The organism is Mesorhizobium sp. M0563 (assembly GCF_040321065.1).
Lineage (GTDB): Bacteria > Pseudomonadota > Alphaproteobacteria > Rhizobiales > Rhizobiaceae > Mesorhizobium.
In genome coordinates, this window is record NZ_JAMYQV010000007.1 from 185,462 (window position 1) to 205,958 (window position 20,497).

Sequence of the window (20,497 nt, forward strand, 5' to 3'; positions counted from 1 at the left end):
CGCGCTATCCGACAGAATTTCTTTCTTGTAAAAGGCCATGACAAGAGGGAATATGGTAATCCATTCCTCGAAGCGCGCAGCGCATGAGGGGACGCGCTTTAAATTCTTGTTTTTATGCATATCGTTGTGCCAAAGCCGCTGCGCACTTTGGACGACTTGCATCAGGGGGAGCACCCAATGGACCGCCTCGATAGAAAAATCCTCCGCCTCCTGCAGGAGGATGCGACGCTTGCGGTCGCCGACGTCGCCAAGAAAGTCGGCCTGTCGACGACGCCGTGCTGGCGGCGCATCCAGAAGCTCGAGGAAGAGGGCGTCATCAAGCGGCGCGTCGCCATCCTCGACCATGAAAAGGTCAATGTGCGGGTCACGGTGTTTGTGTCGATCCGCACCAATTCGCACAGCCATGAATGGCTGCGGCGCTTTTCGGAGGTCATCCAGGAATTTCCCGAAGTGGTCGAATTCTACCGCATGAGCGGCGATGTCGACTATCTCTTGCGCGTCGTGGTGCCCGACATCGCCGCCTACGACGCCTTCTACAAGCGGCTGATCGCCAAGATCGAGATCCGCGACGTGTCGTCTTCCTTCGCCATGGAGCAGATCAAATACACCACCGAGATGCCGCTGGATTACATGGTGCTCGACAAGGAGTCCGGCGCCAACGCCGCTTGAGATTCTTCTGCTTAGTTCTTCTTTTTGTTGAGGAAAGTCCAGGGCGAGTTGACCGGCAGCGTGATCGTGTCCGGCACGGTGTCGACGTTGACCACCTCGGCCTTGCGCACAGTGTAGCCCGACTGGATGACACTGACGCCGTCAAGGATGAAAAGCTGGCTCTTCTCCATGCCTGGCTCTAGTGCGCCAGTTATCGAAACCGGCTGGTAGGCCTCGGACATCCGGTAGGGTTGCGCAGGCGTAACGAGGACGATCTGGTTGGGCGGCGGCGTCGGCATATGGCTGCAGGCCCCTGTCCAGGGCACCAGCAGGAATTGATAGACGAGATCACCGTCGCGATCGACCGGCAGTGCGTAGCCCGCGAGCTGCACGGTCTGGTCCTGCAAATCGTGAGAGAGCGTTTCGCCATGATCCGGCATTTTGGCCGCGATCATTGGCAGTCCGACGCTTTCGGCGGCTGCCTGGGTCGCTGGGCGCAGATCCTTCCAGAAAATGTGCGTGGTCCCAGCGGAAGCGCTTGCCGCGATGGCGGACGCCAACAAGGCAGTCGCCAAGACCGCGCCTGATTTAAAACGGTTGCTCATCGCTGCTCCGCTGTTGAGCCTTGATCTGCGGACATCAAGTAAAGCTGCCGCTGTCCACTGGTCAACGCTCAAGCCGCATCACATGCCGGCGCGAGCCGGCTATGCCAATCTCGCGAAAGCCACGGGCGACGAACATGCCGCGAAACCCCATGAAGCTGTAGCTCGGCGAAGCATCGTCGACCGGATAGGCTTCGATCATCCTGGCGCCTTTGGCAAAGGCGTGATCGATGGCCGCGTCGAGCAATGCGCTTGCCAGCCCGCCACCGCGCAGCGCTCTCGGTACATAGAAGCAGACGATCGACCAGATGCCCATCTCGCTATCGTCCTGCTGCCGCGACAGCCTGCGGTAGGTCTCGCGCGGCGCGACCGAGCACCAGCCGACGGTCCGGCCATTGATCTGGGCGACAATGCCGACCGGCGTGCCAGCGTCGATCAGCGCCATCATCGCGCGTTTCTTCTCGTCGTTCTCGACATGCTCGCGGCGGTCGAGGTTGCGCCAGGCCATGCACCAGCAATATTTCGGCCCGCCGGGTTGCTCGAACAGGTTTTCGAAATCAGCGCGCGTCGATTGCATCACCTCCGTGAAGCGCACTTTGCTCAGGTCAAGCTTTTCTGGCGGCGAGCCGTTCGAGCGTCTTGGCATCGGAAAGTTCCTTCACGGCGTCCTTGCCGATCCAGCGCGCAGTCCTGTCTGTCGAGGCCGCTAGTTTTTGCGCCAGGGCAAGGGCAGGGCCGTGCAAATTCATCGATCGTTTGCCGATCGAACGAAGCGCCCAGTTCACCGCCTTCTTGACAAAATTGCGGCCGTCGGTCGCATGCGCTTCGATGATCGACAGGAATTCGAGGAAGGTCGCCTCGGGTTCCTTCTTCCGGTGGACCACCGACCAAGCCATCATCGCAAACGCCGTGCGCCGAACGAATTCCCGTTCGTCGACCGCGAATTCGGCGATCAATTCCCTCCAGCAATCCGTATCGACAAAGAGATCGGAGACCCCGTCGACGATATCCCACGAGTCGAAAGTCGCCGCCCATCGTCTTGCATCCGCGGCGGAGAACCGCTCCGGATCGGCTGTCACGGAAGCGATCAACTGCGCCTCCATGATGCCTGTCTGCCAAAGCTCGAAGGCACGCTCATGGTTGCGCTTGATCTTCTTGGCAATCTGCCGCTGCACGCCATGCGAGATACCGAGCGCACGTTCGATCTTGATGCCGTAGCGCAGCATGCCAAGGCGATTTTCCTCCGAGGCGATCGAGCGCAGATGAGCGACGATTTCGTCGGCGCTGGATTGAGGCGAAAGCTCGGCCACGGTGAAATCCTATTTCTCCAGCCGCGCCAGCAGCGAGGACGTGTCCCAGCGCTTGCCGCCCATCGCCTGCACGTCCTTGTAAAACTGGTCGACAAGTGCCGTCACCGGCAGTTTGGCGCCGTTGCGGTCGGCCTCGGCGAGGCAGATGCCAAGATCCTTGCGCATCCAGTCGACGGCGAAGCCGAAATCATATTTGCCGGCATTCATCGTCTTGTGGCGGTTCTCCATCTGCCAGGAACCGGCCGCGCCCTTGGAAATCACCTCGATCACCTTTTCGATGTCGAGCCCGGCCTGCTTGCCGAAATGGATACCTTCGGCCAGTCCCTGAACGAGGCCGGCGATGCAGATCTGGTTGATCATCTTGGTGAGCTGGCCAGCCCCTGCCGGTCCCATCAACCCGACCATGCGGGCATAAGCATCTATGACCGGCTTGGCCCTGTCGAAGGCGTCTGGCTCGCCGCCGACCATCACGGTCAGCACGCCGTTCTCAGCGCCTGCCTGACCGCCGGAGACCGGAGCGTCGAGGGACGAAAACCCGAGCGCTTGCGCCTGCTGCGCCAGTTCGCGCGCGACCTCGGCCGATGCCGTGGTGTTGTCGACGAAGATGGCGCCCTTCTTCACTGAATTGAAGGCGCCTCCGGCGCCGGTCGTCACCGAGCGCAGATCGTCGTCATTGCCGACGCAGGAAAAAACGAAGTCCTTGCCCTCGGCCGCCTCTGCCGGCGTCACGGCGAAGCTGCCGCCATGCTGGGCAACCCACTGCTCGGCCTTGGCCCTGGTGCGGTTGTAGACAGTGACGTCGTGACCGCCCTTGTTCTTGAGATGCCCGGCCATCGGATAACCCATGACGCCAAGACCGAGAAATGCCACCGAAGCCATGTTTTCGAATCCCTTAGAAACCTGCTTTGCGGCCTTCTTATCGGATCAGGCAAGGGGATGGGAGTCAGCGGTGCAGATGGATGGTGATACGCCGTTCGATCCACTCGACGCCGTGGCGCAATGTTTCGACGATGACCAGATAGATGATCGCCGCCCAGATATACGACTGAAAGTCGAAGGTGCGCGCATAAGTGAGCCGGGTGATGCCCATCAAATCGTAGACCGTGATGATGGCGACGATTGCCGAGCCCTTGATCATCAGGATGATCTCGTTGCCATAAGGGCGCAGCGCCACAATCAGCGCCTGCGGCAGGATGATTTTCCACATCGTCTGCAGTTTGTGCAGGCCGAGCGAGGCGGCACCTTCCCATTGGCCCCTTGGCACGCTCTCGATCGCGCCACGCAAAATCTCGGCCTGGTAGGCGGCCGTATTCAGCGAAAAGGCGAAGATCGCGCAGTTGAACGCTTCGCGGAAGAAGCCCCACAGGCCGACCATCTCGAGCTCCGGTCGGAAGGAGCCGACCCCGTAGTAGACCAGGAAGGTCTGCGCCAACAGCGGCGTGCCGCGAAAGAAATAGACATAGGCATAGGCGAACCCCGAAAGGATCGGATTGTTCGACATACGTGCATAGGCGATCGGCACCGACAGGATCGCACCAAGCACAATTGAGATGGCAACCAGCAGCAGGGTGATGCCAAGGCCGGATATGTAGCCGGGTGCATATTTCTGGAAGAACTCCGGGTTCCACGCAGTGACCAGGTAGACGACCACGCCAATGCCGAGAGCGATCCACAGGCCGACCAGGACATGGCCGAGGATGCGTTGGCGCGACCAGCCGCGTGCGGGCGGCGGCGGCCGGTCAACCTTCAGCGTGTCGGTGGCCAGGCTCATCTCTTGACCTCGCTGCCGCCAACCGCTCGTTCGATCGCATTGATGCCGAAGGAGGAGACGATCGCTAGCAGGAGATAGATCAGGCCGGCAAAACCGTAAAACAGGAAGGCGTGCTTGGTGACGCGAGCGGCAACCCCGCTCTGCCGGAGGATCTCGTTGAGGCCGACGGCCGAGACGAGCGCGGTGTCCTTGAGCAGGATCAGCCAAAGATTGGCAAGTCCGGGCAACGCGATGCGGATTAACTGCGGCAGTACGATCAGCCGCATCGTCTGGCCGCTGGACAGGCCAACCGAATAGCCTCCCTCATATTGCCCTTTTGGAATCGCGCGGAAGGCGGATAAAAACACCTCGCTGGAATAAGAGGAGAAGATGAAGCACAGCGCGATCATCCCGGCGACGAAGCTGTTGACGTCGGCCGATGTCCCGGGGCTCACCAGCCGGACAATGTATTGCAGGATTAATGGGATGCCGAAGAAGATCAGAAACAGCGTGAGCAGCTCGGGTATTCCGCGAAAGATCGTGGTGTAGATGTTCCCGGCCAGTCTCAGCGACGGCTCTTCCGACTGTTTGGCCAGCGCCACGAAAAAGCCGAGCGTCAGCCCGAAGGGCAGCGTGGCCAGCGCAAGACATACTGTGACAAACACACCCGCGGCGATGTCGTCGAGCCAGCCTTCGGGTCCCCAACTGAGAAGCGTCAGTGCGCTCTGCATCCGCCTGCCTGTTCTCCTTAAGGCTCGTTGAGACCCGTACCGCATCACCCCTCGTGCGCGGCATCCTTATAAGAACGGCGGGAATCTCCCGCCGTTCACGTTGTCCTATGTCGGTCGATCAGGACTCGCCGCCGTAAACGTCATATTTGAAGTATTTGTCGTTGATTTCCTTGTACTTTCCGTTTGCGCGGATCGCGTCGATCGCCGCATTGAACTGGTTGACCAGGTCGGTCTCGCCTTTGCGCACGGCAATGCCGGCGCCCGGACCGTGGATTTCGATGACGGGCTTGATTGTGCCGACCAGCTTGCAGCAGGCGCCGTCCGGCGAATCCAGCCATTGCTGCAGCACGACGATGTCGTCATTGGCGGCATCGAGCCGGCCATTGGCCAGATCGAGCTGGTATTCCTGCGCGGTCGGATACGGCTTGACGGTGCTGTCGGTGTAAGTCTTGGTCGAATAGTTGAAATGGGTGGTGGATGCCTGCACGCCGATCGTCTTGCCGGCCAAATCTTCCTTGGTGACACCCTTGATATCAGTGTCCTTAGGCGCGGCGATTGCCGGCGGCGTATTGTAATATTTGTGGGTGAAGTCGACCTTCTCGGCGCGTTCCGGGGTGATCGACATAGACGCGACAATGGCGTCGAACTTGCCTGCCTGAAGGGCTGGAATGATGCCGTCCCAGTCCTGCGCGACAAAAGTGCACTTCACCTTCATCTCGTCGCACAGTGCCTTGGCGATATCGATATCGAAGCCCACGAGCTGGCCGTCGGCGGTGAGGTTGTTGAATGGCGGATACGCTCCTTCGGTGCCGATCCTCAAGGTTTTTTCCTGGGCCTGGGCAACGCCAAGCGTCAGCAGCGCAGCCGATGCGGCGAGCGCGATACGCAGTGCAATACGCATAATGGTCCTCTCTGTTGGTCCCGGCCGTCGTTCCCCGAACGGCTCTGTGGGCGGTGCTTTTGACCGCCCGCTGGCGCGATACTCCCATTCTTTCCCAAGAAAAAGCAACTGCAAAACCGCCGCTTGAGGGAAGGTCATGTTCAGAAAACGGTGACGCTGGGTCAAACGCCTAAATGGAGAGAAAGTGGCGGGAAGCTCCCCGCGGCCGCAATCTCAGCGCGTCAGGCCGGTGGCGCGTTCGATGAAGTCGGCTATCGAATTCGTGTCGTCGAGATCGAAGACCGGCAAGTCTTCGCCGACAATGGGAAAGTCGGAGGCGACGGCGATAATGTGTGGATCGCCTGCCGAGAGCGGTGTCCGGTCCTTGGCCTCGAGCCGTCGCGTCTCGATTTTCTTGTGCGCCTCGCGCTTGTAGCCCTCGACCAGCACGATGTCGGAGGGTGCCAGCCGTGACAGGATCGCCTCCAGCGTCGGCTCGTCCTCGCCACGCAATTCGTGCATCAGCGCCCAGCGCCTGCCCGACACGATCGCCACCTCCATCGCTCCCGCCTGGCGGTGGCGAAAGCTATCCGCTCCAGGTTTGTCGATGTCGAAATCATGATGGGCGTGTTTTACAGTCGACACTTTCCAGCTGCGCCGGACGAGTTCGGCTACCAGCTTTTCGGTCAATGTCGTCTTGCCGGAGTTCTTCCAGCCAGTGATGCCGAAGATACGTCTGTTCATGGCTCGATGCTCTGCAACAGATGCGCGGCCCGGGCAAGGTCGTCGGGAGTGTTGATGTTGAAGAAGGGATCGATCTCGGCGCCTCTGGATTTCAGGATGGGAAAATCCACCTCGACAAAACCGTGCCGGTCGATGAACGCCGAAACGCGCCGGTTGTCTTCCTCGACGAGAAATTGGCGCAAGGCCTGGTCGAGCCCCAGCGGCCAGAGCGCAAACGTCGGATGCCGTTTGCCGCCGGAACAGGCAACGGCGATCGAGCCCGGGCGTGCATAGGCTGCCGCGAGCAGCCGCTCGACCATATCCTTGGGCAGGAAAGGCGTATCGCCTGCAGCCGTGACCAGCGCCTGGCAAGTGGTGTCGGAAGCCCATTCGAGGCCGGTCAGGATCCCGGCAAGCGGCCCGGCATAACCCTTGACGGTGTCGGCAAGCACGGGAAGCCCCGTCGCGGCAAACCGTGCCGGATCGCCATTGGCGTTGAGCGCCAGCGGGCCGACCTGCGGGCCAAGGCGCGAAACGACACGGTCGAGCAGGGTCCCATCGCCAAGCGCAAGCAGCGTCTTGTCGCCGCCGCCCATCCGACTCGACCGGCCGCCGGCCAGAATGATCCCTGCGATATCTCGGCCCATCGTTTGCTGCTAGACCCTATGACCAAAATCAAGTTTTCAAATCAGACGGTCGTCAACGGTCGCGCCTATATGCCGTCCGGCGCCATGTCCGGTCCAGCGCTTTCGGCAGCTGTCTTTCGCCGGCCGACGATCCGTTCGCGGTAGAGCGCATAGAGGCCTGAGGCGATGATGATCGTGGCACCGACGATCATCGGCAGATCGGGGACATCGCCGAAGATCGTGAAGCCAAGCAGGATCGACCAGAGCAGGGCGGTGTAGCGGAACGGCGCGATGAAGGAGATATCGCCCACCCGCATCGCCATGATGATGAACTGGTAGCCAATGAGCACGAGCACCGCCGCCAGCGCCAGGAATGCCGTGCTTTTTCCCGTCATCGGCGTCCAACCGCCCATCGGCGAAAGCAATGCTGCGCCCAGAACGGTCATGGCAAGAGCGGTGGCGGTCGACACCAGCAATGTCGGAATTGCCTGCGGAATCCGCTTGGTGGCGAGGTCGCGCACCGCGCAGCATGCCACGCTAGCCAGTGCCAGCAGAGAAAACATGCTGAACCCTTCGAAGCCCGGCCGCACAATGATCAGCACGCCGGCAAAACCGACGGCAATGGCCAGCCAGCGCCGCCAGCCGACGCCCTCGTTGAACACAAGCGCGGCGCCCATCGTCACAGCCAGCGGCAGCGCCTGCAGCACGGCGGACACATTGGCGATCGGAAGATGTGCCAGAGCAACCAGGAACGACACCGTGGCGCCGGCCTCGCTGGCGACGCGCAGCGCAACTGTCGGCTGCAGCATCGAGCCAGGCCGGGCAAGCGCGCCGCGTTGCCACGCAAGCAGGGCAACGAAAAGCGAAGCGAAGGCGCCGCGGATCAGCATGACCTGCGCCATGTTCATCGATTCCGACGAGAATTTGGTGATTGCATCGTTGAGGGTGAAACCAATCATGGCCACCATCATGAACAACGCGCCGCGCAGATTTGGCGAAAGAGGCAAGGCGATTACCGGGTGAGTCCTGCAGCAAGCGTCTAGCAGGCACCCGCAAAACAGCAACGTCAAAGGGCTGGGCCACAGCCTTTCTGTGGCCCGTGACATCTACCTCGCAAGAGCGGCAGGCTTATTTGCGCGTCAGCACCTCGGTGCCGTTGCCTTCCTTGCCGGCAATCGTCCACAGGCCATGCAGCGAGCCGTCTTCCTGCACCTTGTAGACGACAAGGCCAACCGCCTTGCCCATGACATAGCCGGCGGAGAAGGCATCGTCGTTGCGCATGCAGATGCCGTCCGAGGACGAGCCGCCTGTCTCCCAATGGATCGTGCAGGTAGTCTCGCTGGTCAGCGTAATCGTCGCGTCGCCACCATAGGACGATCCATCGAAGTTGGTGCCGGCCACGGCATAGGTGCCGCCGATCGACTGGGCCGCCGCGGGCAGGGCCGCGAAGCTGAGCAATGCAACAGAAAGAATGAGTTTGTGCATATCGTATTCCCCCACTGGGCGAAGAACCACTCCAGAGCAGAGGCTAGGCCCGAACGGGCTTGCGGTAAATCCGGTAACCGTTTGCGGACAAGACCTTTTCTGGGTGTGATCCCGAAATGTGCCGTTCCAAAGGATGGGTTCGGAGGGCAAATCGATCACACTGCGGCTCGAGGAAAATTTTTCGACGAGATCAAATTTGCTCGGCAAGATTCACCAAATTGGTCATTGTAGGCTTCTGATCTTGTCTGGGGAGGTGGTCCATGATGAATGCACGAGGCAATGCGGACATGCTTGGCACAGGCAGCAGGCGGCACGTTTCGTCGGCTTCCCGGTTCTCTTCTGCACTGGCGGTTATCCTCATGGCGATGGCGCCTGCCTTCGCCGAGAACGGCGCTTCGGCGTCGGCAGTCGAACGGATGTCCACGCCGGGTCACGAAGCGGATGAACTCGCTCGCCGCGTCGGGAAATGGTCCGTCGTCAACACGATCTGGCCAACGCCCGGCGCCCAGCCGATTGTGATGACCGGGCTGGTGGCCGAGCGTACGATGATCGGCCCCTTCATGCAGGAGGTGATGCGACCGGCGCCCGGGTCGAAAATCCCAGACTTCCAGCGGATAGCCTATTTGAGCTATGACCGGGTGGAGGGCCGCTGGAAGTATGTCTCGATGGATACCCGTTTCCCGGCAGGGATCATGCCCGCCTGGAGTTTTGGTGGCGAGGAGGACGGCAAGATTTCGCTGCTTTTCGAGCCGCTTGGTTTCGTCGGCTTCGGGCCCGAGGTCGAAGGGCGATTCACTGCCTCCGATTTCGTCATTTCCAGGGACGGCGACAATCACGAAGTGGCCGAGCAGCATTTCCTCCAGGCCAATGGCAGCGGCAAGAAATGGCTTGCCGTACGATACGACTACACGCGTCAACCGTGACTCGTTAGCAAAAACAACGGGGTTGCGAATATGTTCCGAGGTCGCCGGATGCTCACGGTCCCCTGAGGCTGCCGGCGATCGCTCCGATAAGCGGGTCGTATTTCGATTTCAAGGCTGGCGGATAGTCGATCCAGACCGTACGGATGACACCGTCTTTTCCGAACAGGCGGCGTTCGTAGAAGATGTTCTCGCCTTTGATGCCCGACAGCACCGCCCAGTCCTTGCCGGTCTTGCTGTAGGTAATCTTGTAGCCAGGTTCCTTGCTGCCCCTCTGGGCGGAGACGAAGGCTGTCGGAGTTTCATCATCGATATTGAGGATGCCTGAACAGATCAGGCTGGCGCCATCAGCGGTGAGCCATTGTTGTCCATCGCCATTGTCCGGCTCAGGCTGGCGAAGAGTGAAGATCTCATCCGGAAAGGTGCAGACGGTACCGAAGCGCTCGTTCGTATAGGTGAGTGGCGCGGCAACTGCCATGGTCCCCGCCATCACTCCGAAAAACGTCGGGATTGCAAAAAGCCGCTGCATGAGCCTTGCCTCGAAGCCGATGCCAAGGCGATTATTCTTGCACGAAATCGGTGAAAAATCAGCCGCCGGTGACGCTCATATGCCGCGACACCGATGGGCGGTTGGTGCGGCGATCAATGATGAAGTCGTGGCCTTTCGGCTTGCGGCCGATTGCTTCGTCGATGGCGTCGGCGACCAGCTCGTTGCCTTCGGACGCACGCAGTGGTGCGCGCAGGTCGGCTGCATCTTCCTGGCCGAGGCACATGTAAAGCGTGCCGGTGCAGGTCAGCCGGACCCGGTTGCAGCTTTCGCAGAAATTATGCGTCATCGGCGTGATGAAGCCGAGCCGCCCGCCGGTCTCGGCGACGTGGACATAGCGGGCCGGGCCACCGGTCTTATAGGGAATATCGCTCAGCGTGAACTGGCGCTCGAGTGCTGCGCGCAGCAGCGACAGCGGCAAATACTGGTCGGTGCGGTCGGCGTCGATCTCGCCCATCGGCATTGTTTCGATGACCGTCAGATCCATGCCGCGGCCATGCGCCCAGCGCAGCATTTCCGGCAATTCGGCATCATTGAAGTCCTTCAAGGCCACCGCATTGAGTTTTACCTTCAGCCCCGCCGCCTGCGCCGCGTCGATGCCGTCCATGACCTTATCCAGATTGCCCCAGCGGGTGATCTGGCGGAATTTGTCGGCATCGAGGGTGTCGAGCGAGACGTTGATGCGTTTGACGCCGCAGTCGGCGAGCTCGGCGGCAAAGCGTGAAAGCTGCGATCCGTTGGTGGTCAGCGTCAGCTCTTCCAGCGCACCGCTCTCGAGATGCCGCGAAAGCTGGCGCACCAGATGCATGATGTTCTTGCGCACCAGCGGCTCACCGCCGGTGAGGCGGAGCTTGCGCACGCCCTTTTCGATGAAGACCGTGCAAAGCCGGTCGAGCTCTTCCAGCGACAGCAGGTCCTTCTTGGGCAGGAACGTCATGTCCTCGGCCATGCAATAGGTGCAGCGGAAATCGCAGCGGTCGGTGACCGACACGCGCAGGTAGGTGATCGTGCGACCGAAAGGATCGATCATATCCATGCTTATGCGCTTCCCGTGGCCGTGAACGGCTTCGTTATATATGGCTATGTGATGCGAGCCAACTTGCCATTCAAGATAGAAGCTCGCGATCTGCGGTAACATCCCGACGCCGACAGATCATGTCGGAAGTTCTGAAACGGCCTTTTCCCTCAACGCGAAGCGGCGTAGGGAAGGCTGTCTTCCGCAGGATCCACCAGCATGACAGCGCCAAAGGAACTCAGGGTCTCGAAGGACCGCAAGCTGCTTTCCGTCACCTTTCCGGGCCATCAGCCGTTCGAATTGCCAGCCGAGCTGCTGCGTGTTGCCTCGCCGTCGGCCGAGGTGCAGGGCCATTCGCCCGAACAGCGCGTCACCGTTCCCGGCAAGCGCAATGTAGCGATCCTTAAGATCGAGCCGGTCGGCAACTATGCCGTGCGCATCACCTTCGACGATTTCCACGACACCGGCATCTTCACCTGGAATTACCTGCATACGCTGGGTCATGAGAAGGATGCACGCTGGGCCGCCTATCTCGCCGAGCTGGAAGAGAAGGGGCTGAGCCGCGACCGCTGACTGATTTCGCGGGACGCTCCGGTCAACGCAGCATCGCCAGTATCTCGCTGGTGTCGTGATAAAACGGCGTGCCTTCGATCAGCCGGTCATCCTTGAAGCGCAAGACTTCGGCAAACGGCTGCTTGATGGTTGCACCATTGGCCCGCGATGTCAGCGAAAGCGTGCAGCTCATGAACACCATGTCATCGTTTTGGGCGACCTGGAGGTCCTCCACCGCCACGTCGCTCCAGATTTCCCGCATCTTGCGGAAAAGGGCGCCAACGCCGTCGAGGCCGTTCCAGTCACCGGCATAGGGCAGGGAGCGAGGCTCATGCACGACAATCTCGACATGAAATGCGCTGGCAAGCATATCGAGGCTCTCCGAGCCTGATTGCAGGAAACGCATTTCAACATTGAACATGTTTTCAATAAGTTCCATGGCGGTGCGTCGCCGGCCGAGCGGTTTCTCCATTTTTGACCTCCGTTTCTGTCAGCACGAAAGCGGTTTGCGCTTGTTCGCGGTCCCTCGACACCCGTTTCCTGATGACGGACAAACGGGCATCGTGTCGTGAAAATGTCATGCGTCTGGAGTAGCGCCGGCAAAGGTTGGAGACGAAAACATGTCCATGATCACCAGCGTCGAACAGCTCGAAGCGCTCTATGGCCTGCCCGGCGAGGCGTCGGTGGTCAAGGAACTCGACCAGCTGATTCCTGAATACGCTGCTTTCATCGAAGCTTCGCCGTTTGCTGCGCTCGCAACCTGCGGGCCTGAAGGGCTGGACTGCTCGCCGCGCGGCGATCTCGCCGGCTTCGTCCGCATCCACGATCCGAAAACGCTGATGATGCCGGACCGGCGCGGTAACAACCGTGCCGATTCGCTAAGGAACATCCTTCGCGATCCGCGCGTCGCGCTTCTGTTCCTGGTGCCGGGTTCCGGCACGACGCTGCGCGTCAATGGACGCGCCCACATCACCACCGATCCCGCGCTCTGCGCCTCGTTCGCAGTCGAGGGCAAGCCGGCGCGCTCGGTGACGGTCGTCGAGGTCGATGCGGTCTATTTCCAGTGCGCCCGCGCCATCCACCGGTCCGATCTGTGGAATCCGGCAAGGCATGTCGACCCAAGATCGCTGCCGACCCCCGGACAGATCCTGGAGATCACCAGCCGCAAGAACATCGACGGCGAGGTCTACGACAGGGAATGGCCGGAGCGCGCGAAAAAATCCATGTGGTGAAGAAATTTGGTGGTGAGGGAATTTGGTGGTGAGGCACTGGGCCGTCAGGCGGTCTTCAACACCTCGGCAACCTTGCGCATCTGTTCGCCGATCATGTCGCATTGTTCCGGCGTCGACTGGCTCATCGCCTTTTCGATCAGCGTCATGTGGACCTTCAGCGCCTGCATAAGCAGTGCCTCGCCTGCCTCAGTCAACGTCAGCCGCAGCACGCGCTTGTCCTTCTCGTCGCCCTCGCGGCGCAGTAGGCCGCGGGTCTCCAACTGCGGCAAAAGCATGGTGATGTTGGAGCGGCCGACCAGCAGGCGGCGAGCGAGGTCGTGCTGCGACATGCCGGGATGGCGGTAGAGGTTCATCAGCACGTCCAGCTGCGCCGGCTTCAGGTCGAGCGGCGCCAGCTTCACCGCCAAGGTGCGTTCCACCACGTGGCAGGCGCGCGCCACCGCAACCCAGTTGCGAAAACGCGGGTTGTCCCAGGGCAGGTCTTGCTTAATGTTCATGTTTGAACTATTATGTTCATGCTTGAACCAATGGATGGATCGCCACTATGGCATCATTTGGAGTGAAGGTCATCCGCGGCACGTTCGGCGTGGCCGAGCATGTGGCGCCGCGACTCACCGGGCGCGCTGCATTCGAGCTGTTCTGCCGCACGCCGCACGAAAAGAGCTTGAGCCATCGTGAGCGCCGCGCAATCGATCGCGCCGCCGATTTCATGACCGAAGCGCGCCATCACCGGCTAAAGACCAGAACCGGCTGCGTCATGGTGCATGAATTCCGGCCCGAGCCGGGCAGGGCGGCTGCAGGCACCGTGCTCGTCATCCATGGCTGGCGTTCGCGTACCGAATACATGCGCACATTGATCGAAGCCTATCGCGATGCCGGCTACAAGGTGGTCTCGCTCGATTTGCCGGGCCACGGCCAGTCGCAGGGCCGCCGGCTGACCCTTGTCAGTGCGGTCGATGCAGCACGGGTTGCCGGCGAATGGTTCGGCCCATTTGCCGCCATCGCCGGCCATTCCTTTGGTGGTGCCGTCGCCGCCAATGCCGTCGCCGGTTCAATCAGAAATATCCCGCCGTTGACGGCCGGGCGGCTGGTGCTAATCGCTGCGCCGAGCTCGCTTCCTGCGATCTTTGCCGATTTCAGCCGCATGCTGAATGTCGGCTCGCGCTCGCAGGTCGCCATGGCCGACCGGGTCGAGCGCATCGCCGGCCGGCCGCTGCACGAATTCACCGGTGACCGCCAACTGGCAAGCACGCCGCTGCCGACGCTGGTGATCCACGCGCCGGACGACCGCGAAGTGTCCGCCGATCATGCAAGGCTCTACGCGCGTGCCGGCGACCATGTGCGGCTGTACTGGGCCGACGGGCTCGGCCACCGCCGCATTCTCGCGGACAAGGGTGTGGTGGAGCGTGCCGTTGGTTTCGTTGCCGGCAGGCTGGAGCCGTCTCTGCAGTGACCTGAATGTCTGTTCTTGTCTGCCGGGTTCGACCGTCACGCCCCCCCGGTGCTGGCCATCGCTATCCAAGCCGCCATTGCTCCGGCCACCGTCTCCAGAAGAGCCGAGCGCGACGCGCCGTCGCGCGCCTGGATCGACATGCCGTGCTGTACGGTCGCATAGAAGGTCGCGGCCGTACCGCAGTCGAAATCGGCCGGCAACTCCCCCTCGGCCACGCCACGCTCGAGGCGTCTCAGCAAGGCTTCGCGGTTTTCGGCACGGCGACGGCGCAGATCATCGCAGATGGCGCCGCGGCTCGAGTCCTGGTGCAATGCGCCGAGCGCGATAAGGCAGCCTTGCGGACGGCCGGTCTGCGAATAGGCCCTGGCCGTCTGGCGCAGGAACCGCTCGACCGCCTGGCGTGCGGTCGGCGCCTTTTCCAGCGCAGACCAGATCTCGGTGCCTTCCACCTGCGTGTAAAGCTCGGTCGCCTCGAGAAACAGCGCTTCCTTGCTGCCGAAGGCTGCGTAGAGGCTGGGTGAGTTGATGCCCATTGCAGCCGTCAGGTCGCTTATCGACGCGCCCGCATAACCCTTGGCCCAAAACACCTCCATTGCCCGCCGCAAGGCGGCGGTTCGATCGAAGGTGCGGGGGCGGCCTCGTTCCGGCATGGTGCGCTTTCTGTGTTGATCGATACATAATTCAGTTGACGCGGTTCAGCAAGGCTGGCAGATATTTATGTATCAATCACTACAAAATGGAGAAGCAAATGTCATCCAGGAGCTTGCACGGCAAGGCCGCCCTCGTCACCGGCGGCAGCCGCGGCATCGGTGCGGCGATCGCACGAAGGCTCGCGGCCGACGGCGCGGGCGTGGCGATCACCTATGTGAATGGCGAGGAACGGGCGCGTTCGGTGGTCGGGGCAATCGAGGCGGCCGGCGGTCGGGCCTTCGCCATCAAGGCCGACAATCGCGATGCTGCAGCGATCGAGGCGGCAGTCGATGAGGCGGTAAAAGCCTTCGGACGGCTCGACATCCTCGTCAACAGTGCCGGCATCTGGCGCGCTGCGCCGATCCATGCCCTGTCGCTTGCCGACTTCGATGAGACAATGGAGGTCAACCTCAGAGCCCCGTTCGTCGCCGCCAAGGCGGCAGCAGCGCATATGGGCGAGGGTGGCCGGATCATCTCGATCGGCAGCAACCTGGCCGAGCGTGCCACCGATGCCGGCCTGAGCGCCTATTCGGCCAGCAAGGCTGCCTTGGTTGGCCTGACCAAGGCCTTTGCACGCGATCTCGGTCCGCGCGGCATCACCGCCAATGTCGTCCATCCGGGGTCGACGGATACCGACATGAATCCAGCAGGCGGCCCGCACGCCGAGCATCAGCGCCAGAAGATGGCGACGCCTCGCTTCGGCACGGCCGACGAGATCGCCGGCATGGTCGCCTGGCTTGCCGGCCCCGAAGGGCGCTTCGTGACAGGCGCGGCATTGACCATCGACGGCGGCGCCAACGCTTGAGGCTTGGCTCGCGGGCACTACCATTGGTCGGGGGCGAAGGCGGATTGGCTTGACCCGTCACGATGTTGTGAAACCGTTCTGCAACAGACGTTCCGAAATTTATGGAAGCTTAACGAAATCAGTATGAATCAGTATAGTCACGCCTTACATCCGCCATGCGGTGGGCGAGACCGTGAAAGCGGTGCGGAACGGGATCCGGGTTCAACCGGAGCGGGTGATCCATGAAACTCCTTGGAAACAAAGCCACCGTGCTGCCGTTTGCGGTGGCCGTGGCAATGCTGGCCTTCGCGCCGCAGGCTGAAGCACAAGGGTTCTTCGACATGCTTTTCGGCGGCGGCGTCAAACACGCACCGCCGAAAGGTAACTTTCCCCCGCCACCGTCAAAATACAAGCCGAGGCCCAAGGCGCCGGCCGCTTCCGGTGGTGGCGGTGGTGGTGCGCAAATCAGCAGCCCGTCCTATTACACCTACAAGAGCGATCCGCTGGTGCGCGTCGATTTTTCGGCACTGTCGGCAGCGCCTGAACCGGCAACGCCGCAGGATGCTGCGTTCGAGCCGGCGGCCACCGGGGCTGCATTCCGCGAAGCCATTGCCGGGCTCGACGGCTATGACCTCTATGCCGAGAAGGACATCGCCAAGGCGCTGATCGCCTACTACTCAGCCAATCCGGATTTCATCTGGGTGACGGGAACCAGTCCCAGCAGCCGTGCGCAGGATGCGGTGCGGGTGCTGGGCGAAGCCGCGAGCTACGGCCTGACGCCCGCCGACTACACCGTCGAAATTCCGGCAGCAGGCACATCGGCGGGCGACGCCGATGAACGCCTGAAAGAGCTGGTCCGCTTCGAGATGGCGCTGTCGGCACGCGTCCTGCGCTACGCCCGTGACGCACAAAGCGGCCGCGTCGATCCCAACCGCATGACCGGCTACTACGATTTTCCGCCGAAGCCGCTCGACATGGAAGGGGTGCTGAAGACGCTGGCCCATACCCAGCAAGCTCGCACCTACCTCGAATCGCGGCATCCACAGAACGCCGAGTATCAGGCGCTGCGCGTCGAACTGGAAGCGCTCCAGGCCAGCGCCGAAGACGAAATCACCATCGATCCCAATCTGCTGCTGAAGCCGGGGCAGACCAGCCCTGAACTGCCGAAGCTTTTGACAAAGATCGCGCGCAATCTCGATGACGAGATGGGCGGCGCCTATGGCGAGGTCCTGGCGAGGCTCGCCACCAGCGAGGTCTACGATCCGGAGCTGGTGCCGGTGATCAAGGCGGTGCAGAAACGGGCCGGCATGAAAGGCGACGGCGTCATCGGCCCACGTACCGTTGCATCGTTGGCCGGAACGTCCAAGGCCGACAAGGTTCAGAAGGTTCGGGTCGCGCTCGAAGAGTTGCGCTGGCTGCCTTCCGACCTCGGCAGCCCGCGTGTCTTCATCAACCAGCCGGCTTTCACCGCGAGCTATATCGACGATGGCGAGGAGAAGCTGAAGACCCGCGCCGTCGTCGGCAGGCCCACCAACCAGACTGCTTTCTTCTATGACCAGATCGAGCAGGTCGACTTCCACCCCTATTGGGGCGTGCCGCAGTCGATCCTGGTCAATGAGATGCTGCCGCGGCTGCGCCGGGATCCGGGCTATCTCGACCGCGCGGGCTATGAGGTGGTCAATGCGCGCGGTAAGCGCATTCCCTCCTCCTCGGTCAATTGGGGCGCCTATGGCGCGAAGATACCCTACGGCGTGCGCCAGCTGCCGAGCGAGGCAAATGCGCTGGGCGAGTTGAAGATATTGTTCCCCAACAAGCACGCCATCTACATGCATGACACGCCGCAGAAGTCGTTTTTCCAGCGCGACATGCGCGCGCTCAGCCATGGCTGCGTGCGCTTGCAGGATCCGCGCGGCATGGCGGCTGCTGTGCTCGGCACCTCGGTCGACTATATCGAGGACAGACTGAAGCACGGACATTCGACCGAAGACGTGACACGCAAGATCCCGGTCTATGTCGCCTATTTCACCGCATGGCCGGACCTGTCCGGCAAGGTCGAATATTTCAACGACGTCTACGGCCGCGACACAAGGCTGCAGCAAGCGCTCGACAGCACGGAAGCGGTGCGCTCGCCGGCAAGCTGAGAGATACGGCTCTAGCGCTGAAAGAGCGGACGCCGGAAGCCGGCGTCGCGCCCGGCGATCAGCCAATACACCAGGCCGGCGACAACGCCTGCCGCGGCAATGATACCGATATCGGCCCAGCGCTCCGGGTTCGTGTCGTCTGGTACACTGGGCCAGATCAGGGCGAAGCCGCCAACCGCAGCCGCGGCGCCGAAGATCATATGCAGCCAAAAACTACGCAGCGAGAAAAACTCGGCAATCAGTGCGAAGATCAGCGTCTGCAGGGCGGTCAGCACGATCGTCAGGAAATAGATGAACATGCCGAGCGGCGGCAACAGCAGCACCGCAACGGGTGTGACACCCATGACGTCGAAATAATTCGGCGCATTTGGCAGCGAGCTCAGCCCGCCATAGATCGCCGCCACCGCGATCAGCCCAACCAGTACCGCTATGAAATAACCCGCGAGCATCATCAGAAAGCGTTTCAATACGTGCTTTACCGTCGCCATGCCCACCCCCGCGCGCAATGATAGCACCCAGTCAGCCATCAAAGTCATGTCTACGCAAGGGTGTGCCGAAGGCCCGGGACCTTCGAGGCGCGCCATTTTTTAGAATCTGGACCGTTGGCGGACAGCTTCATTTCGGCGCGGCTGTCACCGGATCATAGGTGATTTCGACTTTGGCCTTGTCGTTCGTGTAATAAATGACGGTGTAGGCGCCGCTGTCCCAATCGATTTCCTTGATGTAGCGGAAGTCGTCGCGCTGCTCGACTTTGGCAATGATTTCCGACAGCTTCTTGGCATTCTGCGCCGGCACCGGATTGTCGTCCGCGGCAAAGGCCGATCCGCCGACAAGCAGCACGGCGGCCGCCAAAACAAGTCTGGACATGGCTTTCCCTCACATTTCGATGAACAGAAACTCGTTTCGATGCAGGTTTGTTCCGGGATCGCGGAGCGTTGCGCTACAAGGAGGCACCGTCCGTACCTGATTTATGGCCGCCGAAAAAAGGCGACTGCTTAAAATCATGATGCGTCGCCTCAACATCGCGGCCATAACAGTGCCGACGGCCACTCGGGGGTCTACATGCAAATGCGTCATGCCATCATATTTGTACTTTCCATACTTTCCATACTTTCCATCCCGTCCGTTTCGATGCCTGTGCAGAAAGCCGAGGCGCTGGAACCTGAACGCTATACGGTCTATTGCGCCGACGACCGCATCGAGGTTTCGTTCTGGGATATCGAGCAGATGAAGGTGCGGGCCGGCTCCAACGTTTGCCAGTTCCAAAGCTATACGAGCTACAGCAGCGCCTTGAATTTCGCCCAAAAGAATTTTGGGGGCGAGGGGGCGACCTGCAGCTGCTAGTGGTAAAAATCTGACGCTTGGTGCCCAATGCGGATTATCTGTTCCGACCCTTTCCGGTCGTACAGACGTGGCAATGTTACGGCGTCAGTTGACCCGTTCCGTTCATTGGCCATCTTGCAACCCTTTGAAATCTGGCGCTAGATGGGACATGGGACCATTACTGCGCGAGGTCTCTATGGCAAACACAGAAGAAGGAACGCGCGTAGCAGGAGTTTGGCTTGCGATCGCCTCTATCCTGCTGGCAGGCGCGCTGGTCGGCCATGGGCCGATCGATCCCGATATGGGTCGCCAGATGGGAGTCATCACCGACGACCCTGTCCGATGGGCGATCATCCATTGGGTTTCCGCGGTAGCGCTATCACTGTTCGTCCTGACAGGTCTGATCGTGCTGGCGGCCAGATCGCGCCTCACCGAGGCGTGGTGGACGTTGTCTGCCTGGGGTGTGCTGACTGTCGGCGCCCTCTGGACCATGACGACCGCGGTGGCCGAGGCCACCGTGGTCTCCGCCGCTGCTGCCGCCGGGAACACGGCAACTTTCGAGGCCTGGTGGGCATTTTCCGAAGGAAAGGCCAACGGCTTCATGTTTTTGGCGTTGGCCGTTGCCGTGATCGCTGGCAACGAGGCGCAGACCACTCACCGAGCCACGCCGGTCTGGGCATCGTCCATCGCAGTCGTGGCCGGAATTGGAGCCTTCCTCGGTTGGCCCCTGGGCATGTGGCTCGGAGTCACCCTGGGCAGCTTCGTCTGGGTCGTGGCATCACTGGTGATGTCCCTGTGGACACTTTGGTTCGGGTTGGGTTTAGCGCGGACCGTGATCGGGCTGCGGCCTCACAATGGGTGACATCGAGTCCGTAGCGGGAGCGTAGCGAGCGACCCGCTTGATGACCGCGACGGGCGCTCCAGCCGCTCCCAGGCGGCGGGGATTGCTTCGCGCCGCTGAAAAAGGCCTCGACGCGCGAGTTTGCCGAATGGGCGATATGCTTGCAGTGGGCGCGATAAAGCCGCTTCAGCAGCCGGAGCGAAAGGCAGGTTTACCCAGAGCGGGCCTACTGCTTCGGCACCAA

27 protein-coding genes are annotated in these 20,497 nt (G+C 61.3%); 9 read left to right on the plus strand and 18 right to left on the minus strand.

Features of this window, described 5'->3' with window-relative positions; genetic code table 11:
* Nucleotides 1-177: 177 nt before the first annotated feature.
* The gene (locus NKI50_RS12400) at nt 178-669 is read left to right on the plus strand and encodes an Lrp/AsnC family transcriptional regulator (RefSeq protein WP_006333679.1); all 492 of its coding nucleotides are present in this window, start codon (nt 178-180) and stop codon (nt 667-669) included.
* Between the two features lie 11 nt (nt 670-680).
* Here NKI50_RS12400 and NKI50_RS12405 read toward each other — a convergent pair whose 3' ends face one another.
* The 11 genes from NKI50_RS12405 to NKI50_RS12455 all read right to left on the minus strand — a co-directional run bounded on the left by NKI50_RS12405 (nt 681) and on the right by NKI50_RS12455 (nt 8,755).
* Nucleotides 681-1,253 (minus strand): DUF3299 domain-containing protein, encoded by a 573-nt coding sequence (locus tag NKI50_RS12405; RefSeq protein WP_352640852.1) that lies wholly within the window; start codon nt 1,251-1,253, stop codon nt 681-683.
* A gap of 61 nt (nt 1,254-1,314) precedes the next feature.
* Complete coding sequence (locus NKI50_RS12410; protein ID WP_352640850.1) at nt 1,315-1,896, minus strand: GNAT family N-acetyltransferase; 582 nt, start codon at nt 1,894-1,896, stop codon at nt 1,315-1,317.
* Nucleotides 1,856-2,560 (minus strand): DNA alkylation repair protein, encoded by a 705-nt coding sequence (locus tag NKI50_RS12415; protein WP_352640848.1) that lies wholly within the window; start codon nt 2,558-2,560, stop codon nt 1,856-1,858. Before NKI50_RS12415 ends, NKI50_RS12410 begins: the two co-directional genes overlap by 41 nt.
* A gap of 9 nt (nt 2,561-2,569) precedes the next feature.
* Nucleotides 2,570-3,439: an NAD(P)-dependent oxidoreductase gene (locus NKI50_RS12420; RefSeq protein ID WP_023717640.1), complete on the minus strand. Its 870-nt coding sequence runs from the start codon at nt 3,437-3,439 to the stop codon at nt 2,570-2,572.
* Nucleotides 3,440-3,503: 64 nt separating this feature from the next.
* Nucleotides 3,504-4,331, minus strand: a complete 828-nt coding sequence (locus NKI50_RS12425) for an ABC transporter permease (protein ID WP_023717639.1) — start codon at nt 4,329-4,331, stop codon at nt 3,504-3,506.
* Complete coding sequence (locus NKI50_RS12430) at nt 4,328-5,041, minus strand: ABC transporter permease (protein ID WP_023675013.1); 714 nt, start codon at nt 5,039-5,041, stop codon at nt 4,328-4,330. The genes NKI50_RS12425 and NKI50_RS12430 overlap by 4 nt, the downstream gene beginning before the upstream one ends.
* 118 nt (nt 5,042-5,159) lie before the next feature.
* Complete coding sequence (locus tag NKI50_RS12435; protein ID WP_023717637.1) at nt 5,160-5,942, minus strand: ABC transporter substrate-binding protein; 783 nt, start codon at nt 5,940-5,942, stop codon at nt 5,160-5,162.
* A 213-nt stretch (nt 5,943-6,155) separates the two neighbouring features.
* Complete coding sequence (gene mobB / locus NKI50_RS12440; protein ID WP_023717636.1) at nt 6,156-6,665, minus strand: molybdopterin-guanine dinucleotide biosynthesis protein B; 510 nt, start codon at nt 6,663-6,665, stop codon at nt 6,156-6,158.
* Nucleotides 6,662-7,291 (minus strand): molybdenum cofactor guanylyltransferase MobA, encoded by a 630-nt coding sequence (gene mobA, locus NKI50_RS12445; protein ID WP_352482600.1) that lies wholly within the window; start codon nt 7,289-7,291, stop codon nt 6,662-6,664. The genes mobB and mobA overlap by 4 nt, the downstream gene beginning before the upstream one ends.
* 65 nt (nt 7,292-7,356) lie before the next feature.
* Complete coding sequence (locus NKI50_RS12450) at nt 7,357-8,277, minus strand: DMT family transporter (RefSeq protein WP_023717634.1); 921 nt, start codon at nt 8,275-8,277, stop codon at nt 7,357-7,359.
* Nucleotides 8,278-8,398: 121 nt separating this feature from the next.
* Nucleotides 8,399-8,755 (minus strand): hypothetical protein, encoded by a 357-nt coding sequence (locus NKI50_RS12455; protein WP_023717633.1) that lies wholly within the window; start codon nt 8,753-8,755, stop codon nt 8,399-8,401.
* 260 nt (nt 8,756-9,015) lie between these two features.
* On the opposite strand from NKI50_RS12455, the gene NKI50_RS12460 reads away from it, so the two are divergent.
* A complete protein-coding gene (locus tag NKI50_RS12460) occupies nt 9,016-9,678 on the plus strand; it encodes a DUF1579 family protein (protein WP_031193573.1) in 663 nt (220 codons plus the stop codon).
* A 52-nt stretch (nt 9,679-9,730) separates the two neighbouring features.
* Here the strand turns inward: NKI50_RS12460 and NKI50_RS12465 are convergent, their stop codons facing one another.
* Both NKI50_RS12465 and moaA read right to left on the minus strand, forming a co-directional pair.
* On the minus strand, nt 9,731-10,153 hold the full coding sequence (locus NKI50_RS12465) for a hypothetical protein (RefSeq protein ID WP_352547224.1): 423 nt from the start codon (nt 10,151-10,153) through the stop codon (nt 9,731-9,733).
* Nucleotides 10,154-10,262: 109 nt separating this feature from the next.
* Nucleotides 10,263-11,258, minus strand: a complete 996-nt coding sequence (gene moaA / locus NKI50_RS12470; RefSeq protein WP_352482597.1) for a GTP 3',8-cyclase MoaA — start codon at nt 11,256-11,258, stop codon at nt 10,263-10,265.
* 198 nt (nt 11,259-11,456) lie between these two features.
* Between moaA and NKI50_RS12475 the strand changes: the two genes are divergently transcribed.
* Complete coding sequence (locus tag NKI50_RS12475) at nt 11,457-11,810, plus strand: gamma-butyrobetaine hydroxylase family protein (RefSeq protein WP_023717628.1); 354 nt, start codon at nt 11,457-11,459, stop codon at nt 11,808-11,810.
* Nucleotides 11,811-11,832: 22 nt separating this feature from the next.
* Here the strand turns inward: NKI50_RS12475 and NKI50_RS12480 are convergent, their stop codons facing one another.
* Nucleotides 11,833-12,261 (minus strand): nuclear transport factor 2 family protein, encoded by a 429-nt coding sequence (locus NKI50_RS12480; RefSeq protein WP_352494640.1) that lies wholly within the window; start codon nt 12,259-12,261, stop codon nt 11,833-11,835.
* Nucleotides 12,262-12,409: 148 nt separating this feature from the next.
* Between NKI50_RS12480 and NKI50_RS12485 the strand changes: the two genes are divergently transcribed.
* Nucleotides 12,410-13,021: a pyridoxamine 5'-phosphate oxidase family protein gene (locus NKI50_RS12485; RefSeq protein ID WP_352640841.1), complete on the plus strand. Its 612-nt coding sequence runs from the start codon at nt 12,410-12,412 to the stop codon at nt 13,019-13,021.
* Between the two features lie 44 nt (nt 13,022-13,065).
* Here NKI50_RS12485 and NKI50_RS12490 read toward each other — a convergent pair whose 3' ends face one another.
* Nucleotides 13,066-13,518 (minus strand): MarR family winged helix-turn-helix transcriptional regulator, encoded by a 453-nt coding sequence (locus NKI50_RS12490; RefSeq protein ID WP_352466212.1) that lies wholly within the window; start codon nt 13,516-13,518, stop codon nt 13,066-13,068.
* Nucleotides 13,519-13,565: 47 nt separating this feature from the next.
* Here NKI50_RS12490 and NKI50_RS12495 point away from each other — a divergent pair, with 47 nt between their 5' ends.
* Entirely contained in the window at nt 13,566-14,474 is a 909-nt protein-coding gene (locus NKI50_RS12495; protein WP_352640839.1) for an alpha/beta hydrolase, read from the plus strand.
* Between the two features lie 35 nt (nt 14,475-14,509).
* Here the strand turns inward: NKI50_RS12495 and NKI50_RS12500 are convergent, their stop codons facing one another.
* Entirely contained in the window at nt 14,510-15,124 is a 615-nt protein-coding gene (locus NKI50_RS12500; RefSeq protein WP_352716650.1) for a TetR/AcrR family transcriptional regulator, read from the minus strand.
* A 98-nt stretch (nt 15,125-15,222) separates the two neighbouring features.
* Here NKI50_RS12500 and NKI50_RS12505 point away from each other — a divergent pair, with 98 nt between their 5' ends.
* Entirely contained in the window at nt 15,223-15,969 is a 747-nt protein-coding gene (locus tag NKI50_RS12505; protein WP_352640836.1) for a 3-oxoacyl-ACP reductase family protein, read from the plus strand.
* Between the two features lie 221 nt (nt 15,970-16,190).
* Nucleotides 16,191-18,089, plus strand: a complete 1,899-nt coding sequence (locus tag NKI50_RS12510; RefSeq protein ID WP_352640834.1) for a L,D-transpeptidase family protein — start codon at nt 16,191-16,193, stop codon at nt 18,087-18,089.
* Between the two features lie 11 nt (nt 18,090-18,100).
* Here NKI50_RS12510 and NKI50_RS12515 read toward each other — a convergent pair whose 3' ends face one another.
* Together NKI50_RS12515 and NKI50_RS12520 are read right to left on the minus strand one after the other, a co-directional pair.
* Entirely contained in the window at nt 18,101-18,577 is a 477-nt protein-coding gene (locus tag NKI50_RS12515) for a hypothetical protein (RefSeq protein ID WP_352482589.1), read from the minus strand.
* 127 nt (nt 18,578-18,704) lie between these two features.
* Complete coding sequence (locus NKI50_RS12520; protein ID WP_352494647.1) at nt 18,705-18,956, minus strand: PepSY domain-containing protein; 252 nt, start codon at nt 18,954-18,956, stop codon at nt 18,705-18,707.
* Between the two features lie 195 nt (nt 18,957-19,151).
* Between NKI50_RS12520 and NKI50_RS12525 the strand changes: the two genes are divergently transcribed.
* Together NKI50_RS12525 and NKI50_RS12530 are read left to right on the plus strand one after the other, a co-directional pair.
* Nucleotides 19,152-19,433, plus strand: coding sequence for a hypothetical protein (locus tag NKI50_RS12525; protein WP_352494648.1), 282 nt, complete (start codon nt 19,152-19,154; stop codon nt 19,431-19,433).
* A gap of 175 nt (nt 19,434-19,608) precedes the next feature.
* A complete protein-coding gene (locus tag NKI50_RS12530) occupies nt 19,609-20,274 on the plus strand; it encodes a hypothetical protein (RefSeq protein WP_352494649.1) in 666 nt (221 codons plus the stop codon).
* Nucleotides 20,275-20,497: the final 223 nt, after the last annotated feature.

Excerpts from the sequence above, each read along its gene's own strand:
- NKI50_RS12400 (WP_006333679.1), top strand. The coding sequence starts at position 178 with ATGGACCGCCTCGATAGAAAAATCCTCCGCCTCCTGCAGGAGGATGCG.
- NKI50_RS12405 (WP_352640852.1), bottom strand. The coding sequence starts at position 1,253 with ATGAGCAACCGTTTTAAATCAGGCGCGGTCTTGGCGACTGCCTTGTTG.
- NKI50_RS12410 (WP_352640850.1), bottom strand. The coding sequence starts at position 1,896 with ATGCCAAGACGCTCGAACGGCTCGCCGCCAGAAAAGCTTGACCTGAGC.
- NKI50_RS12420 (WP_023717640.1), bottom strand. The coding sequence starts at position 3,439 with ATGGCTTCGGTGGCATTTCTCGGTCTTGGCGTCATGGGTTATCCGATG.
- NKI50_RS12425 (WP_023717639.1), bottom strand. The coding sequence starts at position 4,331 with ATGAGCCTGGCCACCGACACGCTGAAGGTTGACCGGCCGCCGCCGCCC.
- NKI50_RS12430 (WP_023675013.1), bottom strand. The coding sequence starts at position 5,041 with ATGCAGAGCGCACTGACGCTTCTCAGTTGGGGACCCGAAGGCTGGCTC.
- NKI50_RS12435 (WP_023717637.1), bottom strand. The coding sequence starts at position 5,942 with ATGCGTATTGCACTGCGTATCGCGCTCGCCGCATCGGCTGCGCTGCTG.
- mobB (WP_023717636.1), bottom strand. The coding sequence starts at position 6,665 with ATGAACAGACGTATCTTCGGCATCACTGGCTGGAAGAACTCCGGCAAG.
- mobA (WP_352482600.1), bottom strand. The coding sequence starts at position 7,291 with ATGGGCCGAGATATCGCAGGGATCATTCTGGCCGGCGGCCGGTCGAGT.
- NKI50_RS12455 (WP_023717633.1), bottom strand. The coding sequence starts at position 8,755 with ATGCACAAACTCATTCTTTCTGTTGCATTGCTCAGCTTCGCGGCCCTG.
- NKI50_RS12460 (WP_031193573.1), top strand. The coding sequence starts at position 9,016 with ATGATGAATGCACGAGGCAATGCGGACATGCTTGGCACAGGCAGCAGG.
- NKI50_RS12465 (WP_352547224.1), bottom strand. The coding sequence starts at position 10,153 with ATGGCAGTTGCCGCGCCACTCACCTATACGAACGAGCGCTTCGGTACC.
- moaA (WP_352482597.1), bottom strand. The coding sequence starts at position 11,258 with ATGGATATGATCGATCCTTTCGGTCGCACGATCACCTACCTGCGCGTG.
- NKI50_RS12475 (WP_023717628.1), top strand. The coding sequence starts at position 11,457 with ATGACAGCGCCAAAGGAACTCAGGGTCTCGAAGGACCGCAAGCTGCTT.
- NKI50_RS12480 (WP_352494640.1), bottom strand. The coding sequence starts at position 12,261 with ATGGAGAAACCGCTCGGCCGGCGACGCACCGCCATGGAACTTATTGAA.
- NKI50_RS12485 (WP_352640841.1), top strand. The coding sequence starts at position 12,410 with ATGTCCATGATCACCAGCGTCGAACAGCTCGAAGCGCTCTATGGCCTG.
- NKI50_RS12490 (WP_352466212.1), bottom strand. The coding sequence starts at position 13,518 with ATGAACATTAAGCAAGACCTGCCCTGGGACAACCCGCGTTTTCGCAAC.
- NKI50_RS12495 (WP_352640839.1), top strand. The coding sequence starts at position 13,566 with ATGGCATCATTTGGAGTGAAGGTCATCCGCGGCACGTTCGGCGTGGCC.
- NKI50_RS12500 (WP_352716650.1), bottom strand. The coding sequence starts at position 15,124 with ATGCCGGAACGAGGCCGCCCCCGCACCTTCGATCGAACCGCCGCCTTG.
- NKI50_RS12505 (WP_352640836.1), top strand. The coding sequence starts at position 15,223 with ATGTCATCCAGGAGCTTGCACGGCAAGGCCGCCCTCGTCACCGGCGGC.
- NKI50_RS12510 (WP_352640834.1), top strand. The coding sequence starts at position 16,191 with ATGAAACTCCTTGGAAACAAAGCCACCGTGCTGCCGTTTGCGGTGGCC.
- NKI50_RS12515 (WP_352482589.1), bottom strand. The coding sequence starts at position 18,577 with ATGGCGACGGTAAAGCACGTATTGAAACGCTTTCTGATGATGCTCGCG.
- NKI50_RS12520 (WP_352494647.1), bottom strand. The coding sequence starts at position 18,956 with ATGTCCAGACTTGTTTTGGCGGCCGCCGTGCTGCTTGTCGGCGGATCG.
- NKI50_RS12525 (WP_352494648.1), top strand. The coding sequence starts at position 19,152 with ATGCAAATGCGTCATGCCATCATATTTGTACTTTCCATACTTTCCATA.
- NKI50_RS12530 (WP_352494649.1), top strand. The coding sequence starts at position 19,609 with ATGGCAAACACAGAAGAAGGAACGCGCGTAGCAGGAGTTTGGCTTGCG.